We start from the raw sequence: 17,985 nt of genomic DNA, 5'->3' as shown, positions 1-17,985 counted from the left end.
TCGTGATAAAAATTTATGATACTGTTGCAAGCTCAGTACGCATTTGATCAATAACAACTTTATAATCTGGTTGATTAAAGATAGCTGAGCCAGCGACAAACATATCTGCACCCGCGGCGGCTATTTCTGCAATATTATCAACCTTTACGCCACCATCTACTTGTAAGCGAATATCAAAACCACTGGCATCAATAAGAGCACGAACTTGGCGAAGCTTGTCTAGTGTATGCGGAATAAATGACTGCCCACCAAAGCCCGGGTTAACCGACATCAATAAAATGACATCAAGTTTATCCATAACATGATCTAAATAGTGTAATGGTGTGCCTGGATTCAATACCAAGCCGGCCTTACAACCACATTCTTTAATGAGCTGCAAAGTACGGTCAACATGTTCAGAGGCTTCAGGGTGGAAAGTGATTATTGAGGCGCCTGCTTTGGCAAAATCAGGAATGATACGATCAACGGGTTTTACCATTAAATGTACATCAATATCGGCAGTAATCCCGTAATTACGCAATGCCGTACAGACCATTGGGCCAATGGTTAAATTAGGCACATAGTGATTATCCATAACGTCAAAATGAACAACATCTGAACCTGCGTCTAATACGGCTTTAACATCGTCGCCTAAACGGGCAAAATCGGCGGACAAAATTGAGGGTGCAATTAAAAATGGGCGCATAATCTTCTCTATTGGCAGATCAAAGTGACGACATTTTACCCTTTGCTAGCGCAAGCCTCTAGTCTCACAAGGGAAATAACCCCTTTCTAAGCGGAATTTAATCAGAAACTAGAGCATAAGTCGGATTTGTTATTTTTTATACAAAAACCAGTGTTCAATAACTAAGCTATTTTGCTATAATAAAAAATTGTTATCTTTATGAGCTAACAAAATATCTAATACTTGTTGTAGCATCAATCGAGTTTACACCACGGATAGGGCACACTTTATGGTTAAGCACTTACTACGCAAGCTTTCAGGTCATAATGACAAACTACTATCAGCCCCTATTTTGGCTGTGTTTGCAACGTCAGCATTGGCGCTATTGTTAAGCCAAATATTGATGACCACAGAAAGACATTCAGCCAATAGCAAAGCCTGCGTATGTAGTAGCAGCACAAACTATAATGCTAGCTTGCCAAGTAGCCACCCGACCAATCGTTGCGCAGAGCAGTCAAATGACGTTAGTTGGGGTAATTGGGTTACTGGAAATAGCCGCTCGAGCCAATTTCACTTTATTGATTTACTTGAGCTGATCCACGGCCACAAAGATAAGCCTTTAAATGATATGCCGACCTCAGGCAGTCCAAGTCAGATAAGCCGATAATGTCTATTTGGCGAGTGTTTACCAGTACTGTCGCTGCCTTCTTTGGCGTGCAGACAGAGCAAAACCGTCAAAAAGATTTTCAAACTCAATCTCCACTACCTTTTATCATAATGGGCATTATCTTAGCGATTGCTTTGGTTATTTCATTAATACTGATCGTCAGCCAGGTATTACGTTAACCACTTGCTTATGCGGCAGTATGACTACTCTTCTTCTCGATAATGATGATCATATAAGGCCATAATTTCGTCCACTTTATTACGTGAACCTCCTTTAGGGCTAATATTGCGTTGCACCGAAATCGTTGAACAAGACGCACCACGATATAGCTCTCGCGTTAACGGAATATCATGATTACTGATCAATACCGGAATATTTCGCTCGTGGGCAATCAACCGTGAGTGACGGGCTAGCAAAGCTTGATCATCTAAGCTAAACCCAGGACCTGCATAAGTAGTAAAACTGGCTGTTGTTGATAATGGCGCATAAGGTGGATCACAATAGATAACATCACCGCTGTTAGCCATATCAAAGGCTTGCTCGTAACTAATACATTTAAAGGTCGCTTGTTTTGCTTTTAATGAGAAATAACGAATTTCAGCTTCTGGAAAGTACGGTTTTTTGTACGAACCAAACGGGACATTAAAACCACCTTTGCGATTATATCGACATAACCCATTAAAGCCGTGTCGATTCATGTACAGAAAATATACCGAACGAATAAAGGGATCACTACAGAGATTAAATTCAGCACGAATACGGTAGTAAGCATCTTTGTCATTCATCTCATCAACAAACATTGCTTTTGCCGCTTGAATGTATACATCAGGCTGTTGCTGAACAATTTGGTACAGATTGATTAAATCTTGGTTAATATCACACAACAAATAATCATCAAACTGAGTATTAAGAAATACAGACCCCGCCCCTACAAAAGGCTCAATTAATCTATTTCCAGTTGGAAGGTGTTTTGCTAGCTCATCAACGAGCTTATATTTACCGCCTGCCCACTTTAGAAAGGCTCTATGCTTTTTTATCATGAATAGGAATTATGCCAGCAAAATTAAAGCTGATGATTGTACTCTGTTTAGCGATAATTATCATCGGCTAAAATCGATTAATTATATTGGTTTTTCATATTATTGACTCGGGAGCAATAGAATATGAAGGAGTTAATCTTGTCGCTTATAATCACTTAAGTCTGCCCATTTTCTAACCCAAGGGGCCGCTAATCCATATTCTTTCTGGAGACTTTTAGCTTTTGAGCTAGCTGTAGAAGCCGTTTCAAAATCACCCAGCAATATAACGTAGCGTTGCTTATAGCTCATAATATAAACTTGTGGCTCTTGTACTAGTTTAACTAAAATAGGCGTAAGTGAGTCTTTGTCATTCACACTAGCGAGTTGCAGCGTAAACCCTTTCACCTTTTGGTTAGGGGTATTATCACGCTCAACAATATCATTCGGCTTATTGACCATTTTAACTTGTGCTTTAGGTAAGTTACCTTGAAAAGATAATCCTTTTAATGATGAGTTAACCACCACATCAATATGATTATCGGCAGACATGTTCTCGATAACTTCAGTAGCCTCAAGTTCAACAAGTGAACTGTCGATAGCTATTTGCTGCTCAATGAGTAAGTTTGCTTGTTTATTAGCACTCGATTTAGTTAATACCAACTGCCTTCGAGCAAAGTAAGTCGCCAACGTATTATTTGCATAATCGATAATATATTGTTTTGCTTTAGCACGTACAGTGGACTGCTCGGCGGTTAATGTTGGGGAAGATATGGTTGAAATAGGCGGCGGCAATTGGCTACTAATCCCCCACCACAGTGCCACACTTGCCAATATGGCGACAGAAACAATTAACACTTTAACCGACAGTGACCAAGATGTCCTTTCAGTTTGTGGCGCTTCTAATGCCAACGCTAATAGTTTAACCACTTCAGCCGGTGTACCCTGTTGTTTCTCTAATTGCTTATGGATAATCTCACGCGGAATAAACGGTGTTTGCTGACTCCGAAGTAATAAGCTCTGATAAAGACCATCGCGCTCGGGTACCGATAAGGGTTCAATCGTAACAGGGAGTAATCTAGCTCGAGTGTCATCAGTTAAGTCAGCCACTAAAGTATGCCAAAATCGAGGAGTAACGGTTACAGTGACAGCCACAGGTTTACCAGCACAATGAATTTGACTCAGTAAGATGCATTCTGCCCAAATATCTTTAGGCAATAAATCAGCATCATCAATAATGATGTGCAATGGCTTTTTTAAACTGGATTGAATTCTAAGAACGGTGTCCATTAAAGGACGTTCATCATCAAAAATGGGTGCAGAAATTAGTTGGACTAGAATTTTTCGACGAATTTCAGCACTATCGGCATGTTGAGGACAAATAATTAACGCTGAATTATAGTCGTCTAACTCACTTGCTAAAGCGGCTGTCAGTGTAGACTTACCTGAACCGTTATCACCACAAATAACCAACAACTGCTCGCTATAACTAGCAATATGCTGTAAACGCTGAATCAGCGATTCTTGAGTGGGGAGTAACAATAGCCCTGGAGTCGTCAATGATTCACCACACTATCATTTATATGTAGCATCGTTACACGTAGCATAATTTATTCGCAGTTTATAACCTGTTTCAATAAGTCTTCACTCACATCACTAAAGACATCAGCTTTGCCTATTTTTGTAGGTAATACTAAGCGAATTTTACCACCTAACACTTTTTTATCGCGGCGCATATGCTTAATAAAATGTTCAAACCCCATCGACTCTGGAGCCGTTATAGGTAAATCAAACGCTTGCATCAATCGGCAAATACGCTCGACACTTTGCTCATCTAATAGATTTAGCTTATATGCTGTTTGAGCCGCAAGAACGGTACCAGCAGCAACAGCTTCACCATGTAACCAAACACCGTAGCCCATTTCAGCTTCGATAGCATGCCCAAAAGTATGCCCAAGGTTTAATAACGCTCTTACACCTTGTTCAGTTTCATCTTGTGCGACAACATCAGCTTTAATCTGGCAACATTTTGCAATGGCATAGTTTAACGCATCTATCTGAAGCGACTTTAATGCATCAACATTAGCCTCAAGCCATTGGAAAAATTCTACATCCCAAATAATACCGTACTTAATCACCTCAGCCATACCTGCTGCAAACTCGTTTGCGGGTAATGTCTGTAAGCAAAGCGTATCGATAATCACTGACTTAGGTTGATAGAATGCACCAATCATATTTTTCCCAAGTGGATGATTGACTGCCGTTTTACCACCAACAGAAGAATCAACTTGGGACAGTAATGTCGTTGGTACTTGAATAAAATCAATTCCACGCTGATAACACGCTGCCGCGAAACCAGTCATATCACCAACAACACCACCACCTAGCGCTACTAATACTGAATCTCGAGCAAAATTATGCTCAAGTAATCCTGTAAAAATATAATCTAGATGTTGTAAGTCTTTAAATTTTTCGCCATCCGGCAAAATAACGGTTTCAATGCGCGCGCAAGCGCTCATCGCTTGTTGTATCTGTTGAAGATACAACGGAGCAATGGTGTCATTTGAAACAATTAAGGCTTTTTTGTTTGTTAGGTAGCGAGCAAATAACTCGCTATCATTCATCAAATTCTGGCCAATATAAATGGGGTAACTTCTATCACCTAATTGAACCTGAATCTGCTGCATGTTATTACCTAAAAGCCAAGTTGCTCGATAATTTGGTTTGCGACGATCTTCGCGCTTTGCTCATCAGTCTTAACGATAACATCCGCAATTTCCTCATATAAAGGATTACGGATCTCCGCTAAACTTTCAAGCACTTCACGTGGATCATCTACTTGTAACAACGGACGACGTTTATCGCGCTGAGTACGCGCAACTTGTTTGTCGATTGTTGTTTCTAAGTAAACCACTATACCTCGAGCAGAAAGATAATTGCGGATATCTTTACTCTGAACAGAACCACCACCTGTCGCGAGAACGATACCTTGCCTTTCTGAAAGATCACCAATGACTTGTTCTTCACGTCTACGGAAGCCCTCCTCACCTTCGACATCAAACACCCAGGCAATATCTGCACCAGTACGTTGTTCAATCTCGTGATCTGAATCGTGGAAATCTAAATGCAGCATTTGCGCCAGATGGCGACCAATTGTGCTTTTACCTGCGCCCATAGGGCCTACCAGAAAAATATTGCGTTTTTCAGCCATTTCGTATACGTCTGAATCTTATATGAAAGAATGCCTTACCGACTTAAACTCAAGCCGACCTATAATTTAACCTTGCTCTAATGAGACTTGACGGAGGATTATCTCAGTTAAGGGCTACCGCTTGCAAGTCATCACAGCTATTTATAATGATTTTATTATGTCATTGATGTTAAAAAAGCCAAAATAAATATAATTTTTGCGATTAAGTGTTTGTTAACAAACAGACTATGACCAGAGCAACTCTATTAAATCTAATTAATGTCATTAGCGATAAACTGCCATAAAGTTATCATTATTATCACCTAAAACAGCAGTTTTATAAAATAGAGTCACGTTTATTGATAATGCATTTAATGCGATTGGTTACTATTTACTCATAAACCGCATTCATAAAAAAAGCCAGCGATTGAATAGCTGGCTTTTTATGGTTGCTATGATGCAATAAAATTAACGTTTATCAGCAACAATTTTAGGCGTAACAAAAATTAACAGCTCTTGACGCTCATTGGTATCCGTTGAGTTTCTAAATAAGAAGCCCACTAACGGAATATCACCCAACACCGGTACTTTGCTTACACGGCTAATTAAGTTCTGTTGGTAAATACCACCAAGAACAATAGTCTCGCCATTATCAACCAGCACTTGAGTACCAATACGCTGAGTATCAATAGCAACTGCTTCACCAGTTGCAGTTGCAACAGTGGTTCCTTGAGAGTCTTGTGTAATTTCAAGGTCAAGGATCACCCGGTCATCCGGAGTAATTTGCGGAGTAACACGTAACGATAACACGGCTTTCTTAAAGGTTACTGTTGTAGCACCGCTTGATGCTGACTCCACGTAAGGGATTTCAACACCTTGCTCAATGTACGCCGACTTCTGGTTAGATGTCGTAATACGAGGGCTCGCGATAATTTCACCCTTATTCTCTTGCTCTAATGCACTTAACTCCAAATCGAGAACGGTGCCATCTGCCAATCTGGCCACATGAAACGCGATACTGGTTGCAGAGCTGGCAGCTGCGGGTAGATTCACATTCAAGCGATCGTCAATGCTTGGAATGATGCCGTTAGCAATACTAGTTGCCCCTCCAATAGTACCAGATGTGCCTTTAGAGCCCTGCTGATCGGTTATACCCCAGCGAACACCAAGATCTTCACTGACATCATCTTTAACTGTCACCATACGCGCTTCAATCAACACTTGCTTAATAGGGATATCTAACACCTCAATTAAACGATGTACGTTTTCTAAAATCTCAGTAGTGTCTTTTACCAATAGCGTGTTTGTACGCTCATCAACTGCAACGCTGCCTCGGGAGGATAATAACGTTGAATCAGCAGTTTTAAGTAACTCGGCTATATCAACGGCTTTGGCATAGTTTATTTGTAAGTATTCAGAATATAGCGGCGCTAACTCTTTCACTTCTTGTCGATTTTTCAGGTCATTACTTTCACGAATGGCTAGTTCTTCACTTGGTGCCACCATTAAAATATTACCTTCAATACGCTTATCCAGGCCTTTGGTTTGTAAAATAAGATCTAATGCTTGATCCCAAGGTACATCATCTAAACGTAGGGTAATCTCACCTTCAACCGTATCACTGGTAACGAGGTTGAAGTTGTTGTAATCGGCAATAATTTGCAACACAGTACGAACTGAAATATTTTGGAAGTTTAGTGATAATGAACGACCATTATATTTTTTAGCCTCCTTGGCAACAGAGACTCGCTCAACTTTATCCACGCTAACTTTAAATACATTACCGTCTTGACGATAGTTATAGTCATAGTTACCGTCAACATCGACCAAAATACGGGCTGTCAAATCATCTTTAAATGTTTCAAAACTATTCACTGGTGTAGCAAAGTCTTGTACATCCATAACATAAAGTAAATCGTTACCAATGTCGGTGTTATAAAGTTTTATTTCAAGCTTTGAACCGACTTGCTCAACATTGGCTGCTACAGAGCGATTACTAAGATTAAATAAGATTTCCCCACCACCGGTTTTATTGCGACGAAAATCAATACCGCTAATACTATTAACAAATGGATTGTTGGCTTCTACTGGACCTGACACATCATCATTAATGGTTAATCGATAACTATTACCAACTATTTTCCCTTGATAAGGCTTAACTTTATTCATTGCAACGATGATTTGTAAGTCACCACCTTGCTGCTGGGCAGTTAACTCTTTTACGCCTACAGTGTTTACTGGGATTTTGTTTTTATTTAAATTAGAAATAGTGTCAGAGAAATTCAACATAATTTCTGCTGGGTCTGCCGATAAATCAACAGACGGTGACATTATTGATGATTCAAAAATTAACTCTAATTCTAATTGATGATCAACCATTGCATGATATTTGACGTCCATAAGACGATTAGCAGCTATCGCACTGGGTAGTAAGCCCATTAATAATACTGCGCCTAGAAACGCTCTAAAAAATAATAACTTTGTTATTACTTTTTTTATCGCGGCAGAAGATTCCATTATTCCCTCGTCCTTCGCACGTTATTTTCCTGATAATTCTAAATTGCTGGATCTTTCTGCCCAGCAACCTGAACCATCAGGGATTAATTCTATGATTTCGATAAATTGCGGCGTTACTTTAGCAATTCGGCCATGATAAAGCCCTAAATACTCACCTACACCCATGCGATAAACATTGGCATCACTAGATTCGACTAAAGCCCAAATAGTACTCTCTTCACTCAATGTTCCACGCATTCTTAAATTGTCTAGTGCGTAGGTCTCTAAACGACCTTTGCGACGTTTCAAGTCTGGTTGTAAACAATCTTTAGATGTATCAATCACCTCTTCAGTCAATTCCCTCGACGGTGGAACAAACGGACTACGCATTAATTCAGCTTGATACTCAAAATGTTCAAACTTAGGCGTTTGCTTTAATGGTGGTATACGAGCAACGTGTTGCGCCTTTGTAGTAGTAACAAATAGCTCTAAATCACTACGTTCGCCAATACAACCGCTCAATAAAAGCACCATTGATAACAATAAGAGCAAAAATTTCATTATTTTTGCCCCTTATTGGCCTGTTGCGTTAATTCTGCACCTTCTTTAAAACGATACGTTTTAGCGAGAATATCCATCGATAATCCACCGCTATCGTTCTGCTTTATAACAAAGTCATGCAGACTGACTATTCGAGGTAACTTTGCCACACCACTGACCATGTCACCGATTTTATGGTAATCACCGTCTACCGACATCTTTATTGGAAATTCAATATAAAAATCACGTTCGATTTCATCATCCCAATCAAGACTGTTAATTCGCAGACCAGCGTCAGTTGCAACAAACGTCAAATCATCTAATAAACCTGGCATTTCATTTTCAGAAGGCAGCATTTTAAGTAATTCGGCAAACTGTACTTCCATCACGTCTAACTGTTCACGATACAGTTTAAGATTAGCGGCTAAACGATATTTATTTTCAAAATCTTCACGTAATTGAATTTCTTTCTGCTGTTCAGCTTCCATCACATCAATCGAATCTGAAATAAATAAATAATAACTGGCACCAATAACACATAAGGATAAAAAACCGGCAAATACAATTTTTACCAGTTTGGGCCAACCACCAATATTTTCAAAATCGATATCGTTAAATTGATCTAGGTCGAGATTCATTTTCTCGCTCCTTGGTTCGCATCAACATTCGTAGTTTGAGACTCATCACGAATAGTGACGCGTAATTTAAAACGCTGTAATTGCCTTAATTCTTCATTTTGGGTCACAATCGATTGCATACTCGGATCGTTAAGATAGGTTGATGTTTTCACCTTTCTCATCATATTAGCGACGTTATTATTTGATTCACTACGTCCTTCTATCAATAACACACTACCTTTTTTCTCTATACTTGAGAGATAAATTCCAGGCGGCACTATTCTGACTAATTCATCTAAAACGTGAGTCGGTAAATTACGTGACTGTTGTAAGTTGAGAATTATTTCGGTTCGACGTTCAATATCTTTTTTACGTTCGGTAATTTTTCTAATTTCTGCAATTTGGGTATCAAGCAAGCTAATTTCAGATTCAAGATATGCATTTCGTTGGCGTTGATCATCAGTGACCACGTCTAGAAAACCTAGAAATAAATATACAACTAATGAAGTCACCAAAAAAACTAACGCTAAAATCCCGATAAAATCGCGTTTTTGCTTCTCTCTCGCTTCTTCACGCCAAGGTAATAAGTTTATGTTCGCCATTGAGCATAACTCCTTAGCGCAAGACCGCATGCCACCATATATTTACTCATATTAGGTTGAAGCTGACTTTTCATAACATCATCTGCATGCAAACAACCTTGGAAAGGGTCAGCAAGAATGGTATGAGTACCTAGCTCGTTAGAGAGCAGTTCAACCATTCCCTCTAACTTAGCGGTACCACCACACAACACGATATAGTCAACCTTCTCACGTCCGCTGGCAGTACAATATATCTGTAAGGTTCGTTTAATTTGCTGTAATAATTGCGTCTGAAACGGTGACAATACTTCGAACATATAATTACGAGGTAGCTGGCCTGAAACTTTAGCCCGTTCCGCCTCATCATGGGGCATCCCATAAAATGACACAATTGATTGAGTAAATAATTCTCCACCAAATGCTTGCTCACGTATAAACGTGGTATCACCATTTTCAACCACTGAGAATGTGGTCATATTGGCGCCAATATCAACCATGGCGATTGATTTGCTTTTAGCGCCATCGGGTAACTGGCCATAAATTAATTCTGCTGAGCGCCCTAAAGCATAAGCTTCTACATCAACTACTTTTACATCCAGTTCAATAGCATCGAGCGCGTCCACGCGCGAATCAATGTTTTCTGTGCGGCATGCGCTCAGTAAAACATTTACTTTAGTTGGATCGGTAATATTAGGACTAAGTCTTTCAAAATCAATACTGACTTCATCTAATGAATAAGGAATAAGATTATCAGCCTCAATTTCAATTTGAGCTTCCATTTCCTCTTCATTCAGCGCAGCATCCATATAGATAACTTTAGTCATTACAGCAGAACCAGAAACAGCAACTGCTGCAAATTTGAGAGATTTAGGCAAACCTCTTCTTATCTGTCTTAATGATTCTAGTACAGCTTCAGAATCACGAATATCATGATCGACTACAGCCCCTTTTCTAACAGGGACAGCAGCATGATTTTGAATTTTGTATCCATCCGCAGTCTTGCTCAACAATATGGCTTTTATTTCGTGGGATCCAATATCAATCCCAACCATTTGAGGTGCCTGACGCTTCCATAATTTAGAAATCATAGTCCGTCATCATAATTCTATTATTATTTTGTAAGAGATTAGCACATAATCAACTCGTTATAAGTATTTGTACAAAATGTTTCAACATTTTACAAATACTATTTAGTTATTTCATGTTTTACTTCACCAAAAACTCTCCCGCTTATATACTAACGATACTATTTGTAATTTTTCTGGAATTATCGAGTGAAGTGGTTTAAACGTTTATTAATCGCATTTTTTAGCCTATCACTACTTGGCGTTGCTGCTATCGCGGCCGCTTACTTTTATGTATTGCCTGACTTACCCGATGTTAATTCGCTAAAGACGGTACAATTACAAACTCCGCTGCGTATTTATAGCCGCGATGGCAAACTTATTTCTCAGTTTGGTGAGAAACGCCGTATACCTGTCGAGTACGATGAGGTGCCTGCTCAGTTGATTAATGCCGTGCTCGATACAGAAGACGCACGCTTTTTTGAGCACAATGGTATTGATCCTATTGGTATTATCCGTGCGGCACTTATTTTGGTGACCACAGGTAAGAAAAGTCAAGGCGCTAGTACTATTACCCAACAGGTTGCTCGTGGATTCTTCCTATCTAATGAAAAAACATATATTCGTAAAGTTAAAGAAATCTTCCTCGCACTAAAGATTGAAAAGGCATTGTCTAAGAAAGAAATTTTAGCTCTTTACTTAAATCGTTCATTTCTCGGTAACCGCGCCTATGGCGTTGGTGCGGCAGCTCAGGTTTATTATGGTAAAGAGCTTAGCCAACTTACCTTGCCTGAGATGGCAATGATTGCAGGCCTACCGCAAGCTCCATCTGCAGCTAACCCTATTAGAAATCCAGAACGAGCCATATCGCGTCGTAACTGGGTGTTAAGTCGTATGCTCGAGAAACGTAATATTACTCAAGCAGAATACCAAGAAGCGATTAATAGCATTTCTACGGCAAAATATCATGGTGCTGAAATCGATTTGTATGCTCCGTATGTTTCGGAAATGGCACGCGATTATATGATCCAGAAATACGGTGAAGAAGCAGCCTATACTAATGGTTACAATGTCTACACCACGATATCATCCGATCTCCAATTGATGGCTCAGGAATCATTACGAGATAACGTTTTTGCTTACGATCAACGCCATGGCTACCGTGGCCCTGTTACTGAATTATGGACAGATACTCCGCTAAATAATGAGGAGACGGTCACTATTCTAAAACGCACGTCTTCGATGCAGGGCATCATGCCTGCTGCTGTAATAAGTGTTAAAGACCAACAAGCACAGGTTATTGATGATGAAGGCAAGTTGATTACACTTGAATGGAAAGGCTTAAAATGGGCGCGTAAGTTTATTAGCGACAAACGCCAAAGCTTACCTCCGAAGCAAGCAAGTGACATATTGACCGCTGGTCAACAAGTGTGGATCCGCCATAACGGTAAACATTGGCAATTATCACAAATCCCTCTAGTTTCGAGTGCAACTGTGTCGCTTGAACCCCATGACGGTGCCATTAAAACTCTCGTCGGTGGATTTAGTTTTAGTCAAAGCCAGTTCAACCGAGTCACTCAGGCTAAGCGCCAATTAGGTTCCAATATTAAGCCTTTTATTTATGCTGCTGCATTAGAAAAGGATTACACCTTAGCTACGCTTATTAATAACGCACCCATCAACAAACCCGATACCCGTCAAGGCACTGCATGGCGTCCAAAGAACTCACCAGATATTTACGGTGGGCCTACTCGCTTACGTGTCGGTTTAGCGCAGTCTATTAACGTTATGTCTGTTAGAGCGATGCGATATACCGGTTTAGACGACACTATTAAAAAACTCATCCAGTTTGGTTTTGATCCCAACGATCTACCACGAAATGAATCGTTAGCCTTAGGTTCACCGTCGGTCACCCCCCTGCAAGTTGCCACGGCATTTAACAGTTTTGCTAATGGTGGCTATTTAGTAGAACCTTACTTTATCGATCACGTGACAGACTCATACGACAATATGATTGAACAAACAATTCCTTCAATAGCGTGCAGTAAGCCAGCGCCTTCTATTGAAGAAACCGCTGTTATTGATGATCCATTTGCAGCAATGGCTGAAGAATTTTCTCAGCAAGCTGTGTTGTCATCCGCAGATACATCAGACCAAGAAACGACAATAGATTCAATTACCGCCGAAGAGAACATTTGTACTAATCCAAAGGCCCATTTTGCAAAACGAGTTATTTCTGAACAAACTGCATTTTTGATTACTGAAGCATTAAAAAGTGTGATTTGGGGTGGCGGTGACTGGAGCAAAGGCACGGGTTGGAATGGTACGGCATGGCGAGCATCTAAATTAATTAGACGTCATGATATTGCCGGAAAAACAGGAACAACCAACGAATCTCGTGATACTTGGTTCAGTGGCTTTAATCCTACACTTACTGCAACCTTCTGGGTTGGGTTTGATGATCACGGCCGTCAGCTAGGTCGCTCAAGTTGGATGGCAAATGGCGATCCAGAGCAGATTTCCGGTGCTGAAGCGGGTGCGAAAACAGCAGGTCCTGGTTGGAATGACTATATGAATAAAGCACTCTCAGGTACTCCTGAAGCACCAGTTATTCCACCTAAAGGAATCGTATCTGCACGTATTGATTTAGCTACGGGTAAATTGACTCGTAAGACAGATCACACCACAGAGTTTGAATATTTTGCTGAAGGTACAGAACCTAAAGAATATGTCACTGATATACCACAAAGTGGTGATATCTTTATCGACAATGTTGCTGAAGATTTATTTCAGTAAATTTGCTAGGTTTTAACGAAAAAAAGCCATTCACTTGAATGGCTTTTTTATAACATATCATCCCAACTTAAAAGCATCTAACCTGCTAAAGGCGTATTGGGTGTCAATAATAATTGATGTAGTTCGGTTAAATTACGTACCTGATAACGTGGAGATATATTATCGCTTACTGGTTCGTCATGATGATTTAGCCAACAGGTGTCGATACCCGCATTGATGCCACCTAAAATATCAGAATGTAAGTTATCACCTACCATCAGTACTTGATGCTTTTCAGGCTCTCCCATTAAGCTAAAAGCGTGATTAAAAATAGCCACATCAGGTTTTGCTTTACCCAGTTGTTCAGAGATAACCACTGGATTAAACGCATTTTTAAAGCCAGTACGACTCAAGCGAATATTTTGTAGCTCGGTAAAACCATTAGTAATGATACCTAAGTTTACCTTGCCAGTTAATGAGTCTACTAATTCGCGAGCACCTGGTAATGGTAGACAAATATCGGCCATCGCAGTTAAAAATTGGCTGTTTAAATGTTGTGGCGTGACAGATAATTTAGTCGCCCAATGAGTAAACCGAGTTTGTTGTAAATGCGCTGCGCTAATTAATCCATTTTGGTATTCGACCCATAATGGTTTATTAACCTGCTGATAAGTTAAAAAATCTTCTGCATTAAAATCAACATTAAAGCGCGAAAACATTAATTTTAATCCAGCAAAAGCATCAAAATGAAATAGTGTTTCATCGGCATCAAATAAAATCCATTTATATTTATTGAGCACATTTGACATCAATTAAATCCTTATTTTGTTTAAATTACTCGCTAACCATAAGTTGGGGGGTGATAAACGGATATCAAGTAGATTTTTAGTCTACTACTTGCCTTTTATTGGCTAGCGATAGGCAATACCCTAAAATGGATTATCGATATTGACTAAGCATCAAATAATGGCCTTAACGCTGTTTCTTGCTGCTGTAGGCTTTGATAAATAGTTAACTGATTGATGGCGCGATCAAGATTATGGTTTTGATATTTAATCCCAAAGTAAACATCACCATTTAAATAATCCGTTAAAAATCGCACACCAAGCATTAATGGCATCACTTTAGTCCCTAGCCACAAACTGCGCTTTTCAAGTGGAGTAATAATACCAACAAGGGGTTTAATATAAGCATTAGCCGCGGCAATAATAATCTCAGGTCTAGCATGCACACTGGCTAAATGAGTTGAATCTTCCGCTTCAGGTGAACAAAAGGCACGAACCATATCACCAAAGTCATACATCAAATACCCTTTCATACAGGTATCTAAATCAATAATTGCCAGACTAGACATATCACGCTTATCAAAAAGCATATTATTGATTTTAGTATCATTATGACAAATTCTGATCGGTAGCTCGGCTTCATATTGTGCCAACATGGTCAATATGTCGCTTTGTGCCAAACACAAATCGACCCATTTTTCACAATGGACTAATCGATTTTGAGTATTATTAATTTTTGCATCTTGTAATTGAAAAATACGTTGAGGCAAATTTAAAAAATTAGGGATTACATCAATAATATCGTCCGGGGTTAAATCACTCAATGCCGCGGCAAAATGACCAAAAGCCTCGGCCGCCAGCATAGCTTGCTCGGCGCTATTAACCACTTCAATCGTATCGCTATGGGGCAAGTAATCTATGGCTCGCCAAAATCCTTGTTCACCTAAATCCAAATAAAGTGCCCCTGACACTGTGGCAATTGGGCTAACCACTTGCAATGGATATTGCTGTTGTTGACGCTTAGTCAATAAATGCTGGCTAATGGTAACGGCATTTTGAATAATAATCTTAGGATTGGTAAATATTTGGGTATTAATCCGTTGCAATACCATAGATTTAGATTTATCAGTTACCAAAAAGGTCTGATTAATATGGCCATTACCCAGTGGATGAAGCGAACTCTGATCGCGGCTAAATCCAAACTGAGATAACACATTTGTGTGGATAAAATTAACCAATCTAACACTCCAAACTCATGTTCATCAAAGCAGAAGACAAGCAAAAAATTCCTTTTCTGGTTGTCTGTCTAAATAGCTATTGGCTTAGTATCATTTCAAATTGAGGGTTTTGCATCAGCGTTGCCTGGCTACCCTTTAAGTTAAATTCATAACCGCATAGCTTAAAGCTGCCTCGAAGCGCGACATGATTCACAATGGCATCTTTATCTAATGGCGTAAATCTAGCCTCGCTGGCACCATCTTTTAGCAGATCAACGGTTATTGGCCGATAACGACTACCATCATTAAATTCAAGATTGGTACAGGTTTTATCACCTATTGCGGTAGCTAAACGCCACACATTCTGTACATCGCCGCTATCACCTAACCAACGTACAATCAGGATATTGCCTTCTAACGCTAACCAAAATCCGTCTGGAAGTTTTATCATCTGTCGAGTGCTAGTTTGTTGTTGGTGGCTCATACCATCGGCATGTTCCGTTTGTTCGGTTTCGTCACTCGAAAAAACATTAACCAATGCAAAAATCACATAAACAACCAAACAGACAGCAATAATAGCCGCAGTGATTTTGCCGATTAAAATAAGCTTTTGCTGATGTAGCTTTGCGATATTAAACCAAGATTTAGCCAGCTCAGTAATCGACCCAGATTGCAGCGCATCTTGATCGACATAAAGAGGCTGATTATTGCGAGCTGACGTTGTTGACAATGATATGATTTGTTCATCAGTAACATCATATTCATGATCTATGTGGGCATCAGTTTGAACGAAACGAGTCTGTGGTAGAGCATCATCATTTAATTGATGTATATTGCTTGCGCCAGAATGTGGATCAGTAGAGCTGGTAAGAACCGCTTCATCATCGGTCATTTCTGTCGATAAAAATCGGTTTTCTGCCTTAGCATGAACAGGCGCAACCTGTCCTTTCATTACCGGCTCTTGTCGATTATATACTGCGCCCGGAGAGGAGGTTAGCACCATACTGGGCCCATTATATCCTTGCAGGTAATTAATGGTATTTTTAGCAGGTAGAAATGCCAAGTAGCCACCACATGCTAGGCCGAATAAAAACACACCACCTAGCGCACCTAAGGGCGCCATAAAGTAAGTCAGCACACCAAAGATCAGTACTGGAACGACACAGATCATCATCAATTTTTTCGATTTATTGGCGTCATTTAAGCGACGGACCGCAGACAAACCAACAATAGGCATGACCGCTAGCGTCACAATCCAATTAATCATACTTGCGGGAAAAACAATAGCAGCGACAGTTAGCAGCAAAAATGCTGCTAATATAATTGCCATTAACCTTACGCCTGTGTCACGACCATCTCGGCATAGTAGGGTTTTTACAGACATCAATCATTCCTATTCATTTACAAAAATATCAAAAAAAACAGCTGGCTACATCACAGAACTTGTCGGTGACTCTATACCGTTACTACAACACTAATGGATTGTTCTCATTATCAAAATCGATAACTGCCGTTAATAGCGCAAAGCCTACAGAATTTATCCTATAAAGCCATACCAAACCTAGGTTTTGCATTACTTTTTATTCACTTTTTTCAAGCCTCTGATATTAATCTTAGACCCGCTCTTATTAAACTAATTGCAATAACGAACATCAGCAATTGCTATGATTGCGCTAGCATAACCTTACAGTTAACGAGTATAATATTAAGCTTTCTTAATGAATAATCGGATGAAAAACCCTATTTATGAGCACTCGTGGAAATCTTTTTATTGTGTCAGCCCCTAGTGGCGCAGGTAAATCATCACTTATAGCAGCACTATTAAAAGATAAACCCAGCGATAAACAGGTTTCAGTGTCACATACAACCCGTGAACCTCGCCCTGGTGAAGTCGATGGCCAACATTATCATTTCGTTACCGTTGAACAATTTAAAGCATTAATTAGCCAAAATGCTTTTATAGAATGGGCTGAAGTGTTTGGTAATTTTTATGGCACTTCAAAAACGGTAATAGAGCAAACTCAAGCTAACGGTATCGACGTATTTCTTGATATCGACTGGCAAGGTGGTGAGCAAGTAAAAAAACTGATGCCAAATGCGATTGGGGTATTTATTTTACCACCATCAAAGGCTGAGCTCGAACGCCGTTTAACCGGACGAGGCCAAGACAGTCAACAAGTTATTGACTCTCGCATGGCACAGGCTGTTTCTGAAATGTCACATTACGCTCAATATGAATTTGTGATAGTAAATGACGATTTTGATAACGCACTAGCCGATTTATACGTCATTATTCACAGTCAAAGACTAACCTGTGCTAGTCAGCAGCATACCCACAATGATATGCTTGTTGATCTCTTGGCAGATTAATTG

General features: G+C 39.7%; 17 protein-coding genes. 4 read left to right on the top strand and 13 right to left on the bottom strand.

Annotated features, from left to right (window positions below; translation table 11 throughout):
• Positions 1-13: 13 nt before the first annotated feature.
• Positions 14-685: a ribulose-phosphate 3-epimerase gene (rpe, locus tag EGC82_RS03365; RefSeq protein WP_124729500.1), complete on the bottom strand. Its 672-nt coding sequence runs from the start codon at positions 683-685 to the stop codon at positions 14-16.
• A 268-nt stretch (positions 686-953) separates the two neighbouring features.
• Here rpe and EGC82_RS03360 point away from each other — a divergent pair, with 268 nt between their 5' ends.
• Both EGC82_RS03360 and EGC82_RS03355 read left to right on the top strand, forming a co-directional pair.
• Positions 954-1,331, top strand: a complete 378-nt coding sequence (locus tag EGC82_RS03360) for a hypothetical protein (RefSeq protein WP_124729499.1) — start codon at positions 954-956, stop codon at positions 1,329-1,331.
• The gene (locus EGC82_RS03355) at positions 1,331-1,510 is read left to right on the top strand and encodes a DUF2970 domain-containing protein (RefSeq protein ID WP_124729498.1); all 180 of its coding nucleotides are present in this window, start codon (positions 1,331-1,333) and stop codon (positions 1,508-1,510) included. Before EGC82_RS03360 ends, EGC82_RS03355 begins: the two co-directional genes overlap by 1 nt.
• A gap of 24 nt (positions 1,511-1,534) precedes the next feature.
• Here EGC82_RS03355 and EGC82_RS03350 read toward each other — a convergent pair whose 3' ends face one another.
• The 9 genes from EGC82_RS03350 to EGC82_RS03310 all read right to left on the bottom strand — a co-directional run bounded on the left by EGC82_RS03350 (position 1,535) and on the right by EGC82_RS03310 (position 10,859).
• On the bottom strand, positions 1,535-2,371 hold the full coding sequence (locus tag EGC82_RS03350) for a Dam family site-specific DNA-(adenine-N6)-methyltransferase (RefSeq protein WP_124729497.1): 837 nt from the start codon (positions 2,369-2,371) through the stop codon (positions 1,535-1,537).
• A gap of 132 nt (positions 2,372-2,503) precedes the next feature.
• On the bottom strand, positions 2,504-3,907 hold the full coding sequence (locus tag EGC82_RS03345; protein WP_124729496.1) for an ATP-binding protein: 1,404 nt from the start codon (positions 3,905-3,907) through the stop codon (positions 2,504-2,506).
• Between the two features lie 50 nt (positions 3,908-3,957).
• Positions 3,958-5,034, bottom strand: a complete 1,077-nt coding sequence (gene aroB / locus EGC82_RS03340) for a 3-dehydroquinate synthase (RefSeq protein WP_124729495.1) — start codon at positions 5,032-5,034, stop codon at positions 3,958-3,960.
• Between the two features lie 8 nt (positions 5,035-5,042).
• Positions 5,043-5,558: a shikimate kinase AroK gene (gene aroK / locus EGC82_RS03335; RefSeq protein ID WP_124729494.1), complete on the bottom strand. Its 516-nt coding sequence runs from the start codon at positions 5,556-5,558 to the stop codon at positions 5,043-5,045.
• Between the two features lie 447 nt (positions 5,559-6,005).
• Entirely contained in the window at positions 6,006-8,054 is a 2,049-nt protein-coding gene (locus EGC82_RS03330) for a type IV pilus secretin PilQ (protein WP_124729493.1), read from the bottom strand.
• A gap of 21 nt (positions 8,055-8,075) precedes the next feature.
• On the bottom strand, positions 8,076-8,594 hold the full coding sequence (locus tag EGC82_RS03325) for a pilus assembly protein PilP (RefSeq protein WP_124729492.1): 519 nt from the start codon (positions 8,592-8,594) through the stop codon (positions 8,076-8,078).
• Positions 8,594-9,211, bottom strand: coding sequence for a type IV pilus inner membrane component PilO (locus EGC82_RS03320; RefSeq protein ID WP_124729491.1), 618 nt, complete (start codon positions 9,209-9,211; stop codon positions 8,594-8,596). The genes EGC82_RS03325 and EGC82_RS03320 overlap by 1 nt, the downstream gene beginning before the upstream one ends.
• On the bottom strand, positions 9,208-9,792 hold the full coding sequence (locus EGC82_RS03315; RefSeq protein WP_124729490.1) for a PilN domain-containing protein: 585 nt from the start codon (positions 9,790-9,792) through the stop codon (positions 9,208-9,210). The genes EGC82_RS03320 and EGC82_RS03315 overlap by 4 nt, the downstream gene beginning before the upstream one ends.
• Positions 9,780-10,859 carry a pilus assembly protein PilM gene (locus tag EGC82_RS03310; RefSeq protein WP_124729489.1) on the bottom strand — a complete coding sequence of 360 codons (1,080 nt, stop codon included), beginning with the start codon at positions 10,857-10,859 and terminating at the stop codon, positions 9,780-9,782. The genes EGC82_RS03315 and EGC82_RS03310 overlap by 13 nt, the downstream gene beginning before the upstream one ends.
• 186 nt (positions 10,860-11,045) lie before the next feature.
• On the opposite strand from EGC82_RS03310, the gene EGC82_RS03305 reads away from it, so the two are divergent.
• Positions 11,046-13,631, top strand: a complete 2,586-nt coding sequence (locus EGC82_RS03305; protein ID WP_124729488.1) for a penicillin-binding protein 1A — start codon at positions 11,046-11,048, stop codon at positions 13,629-13,631.
• A gap of 77 nt (positions 13,632-13,708) precedes the next feature.
• Here EGC82_RS03305 and yjjG read toward each other — a convergent pair whose 3' ends face one another.
• From yjjG to EGC82_RS03290, 3 genes are all read right to left on the bottom strand, one after another.
• Positions 13,709-14,419, bottom strand: coding sequence for a pyrimidine 5'-nucleotidase (gene yjjG / locus EGC82_RS03300; RefSeq protein WP_124729487.1), 711 nt, complete (start codon positions 14,417-14,419; stop codon positions 13,709-13,711).
• A gap of 143 nt (positions 14,420-14,562) precedes the next feature.
• Complete coding sequence (locus EGC82_RS03295) at positions 14,563-15,633, bottom strand: phosphotransferase enzyme family protein (protein ID WP_124729486.1); 1,071 nt, start codon at positions 15,631-15,633, stop codon at positions 14,563-14,565.
• A gap of 76 nt (positions 15,634-15,709) precedes the next feature.
• Complete coding sequence (locus EGC82_RS03290; protein ID WP_124729485.1) at positions 15,710-16,996, bottom strand: DUF805 domain-containing protein; 1,287 nt, start codon at positions 16,994-16,996, stop codon at positions 15,710-15,712.
• 362 nt (positions 16,997-17,358) lie between these two features.
• On the opposite strand from EGC82_RS03290, the gene gmk reads away from it, so the two are divergent.
• Complete coding sequence (gene gmk / locus EGC82_RS03285) at positions 17,359-17,982, top strand: guanylate kinase (RefSeq protein WP_124729484.1); 624 nt, start codon at positions 17,359-17,361, stop codon at positions 17,980-17,982.
• The last annotated feature ends 3 nt before the right edge of the window (positions 17,983-17,985 follow it).

The organism is Shewanella livingstonensis, from assembly GCF_003855395.1.
GTDB classification, from domain to species: domain Bacteria; phylum Pseudomonadota; class Gammaproteobacteria; order Enterobacterales; family Shewanellaceae; genus Shewanella; species Shewanella livingstonensis.
The sequence above is the reverse complement of the archived record's forward strand: the minus strand, read 5'-3'. Positions and strand labels throughout refer to the sequence as shown.

Excerpts from the sequence above, each read along its gene's own strand:
- aroK (WP_124729494.1), bottom strand. The coding sequence starts at position 5,558 with ATGGCTGAAAAACGCAATATTTTTCTGGTAGGCCCTATGGGCGCAGGT.
- yjjG (WP_124729487.1), bottom strand. The coding sequence starts at position 14,419 with ATGTCAAATGTGCTCAATAAATATAAATGGATTTTATTTGATGCCGAT.
- EGC82_RS03320 (WP_124729491.1), bottom strand. The coding sequence starts at position 9,211 with ATGAATCTCGACCTAGATCAATTTAACGATATCGATTTTGAAAATATT.
- aroB (WP_124729495.1), bottom strand. The coding sequence starts at position 5,034 with ATGCAGCAGATTCAGGTTCAATTAGGTGATAGAAGTTACCCCATTTAT.
- EGC82_RS03355 (WP_124729498.1), top strand. The coding sequence starts at position 1,331 with ATGTCTATTTGGCGAGTGTTTACCAGTACTGTCGCTGCCTTCTTTGGC.
- EGC82_RS03315 (WP_124729490.1), bottom strand. The coding sequence starts at position 9,792 with ATGGCGAACATAAACTTATTACCTTGGCGTGAAGAAGCGAGAGAGAAG.
- EGC82_RS03290 (WP_124729485.1), bottom strand. The coding sequence starts at position 16,996 with ATGTCTGTAAAAACCCTACTATGCCGAGATGGTCGTGACACAGGCGTA.
- EGC82_RS03310 (WP_124729489.1), bottom strand. The coding sequence starts at position 10,859 with ATGATTTCTAAATTATGGAAGCGTCAGGCACCTCAAATGGTTGGGATT.
- rpe (WP_124729500.1), bottom strand. The coding sequence starts at position 685 with ATGCGCCCATTTTTAATTGCACCCTCAATTTTGTCCGCCGATTTTGCC.
- EGC82_RS03325 (WP_124729492.1), bottom strand. The coding sequence starts at position 8,594 with ATGAAATTTTTGCTCTTATTGTTATCAATGGTGCTTTTATTGAGCGGT.
- gmk (WP_124729484.1), top strand. The coding sequence starts at position 17,359 with ATGAGCACTCGTGGAAATCTTTTTATTGTGTCAGCCCCTAGTGGCGCA.
- EGC82_RS03350 (WP_124729497.1), bottom strand. The coding sequence starts at position 2,371 with ATGATAAAAAAGCATAGAGCCTTTCTAAAGTGGGCAGGCGGTAAATAT.
- EGC82_RS03360 (WP_124729499.1), top strand. The coding sequence starts at position 954 with ATGGTTAAGCACTTACTACGCAAGCTTTCAGGTCATAATGACAAACTA.
- EGC82_RS03330 (WP_124729493.1), bottom strand. The coding sequence starts at position 8,054 with ATGGAATCTTCTGCCGCGATAAAAAAAGTAATAACAAAGTTATTATTT.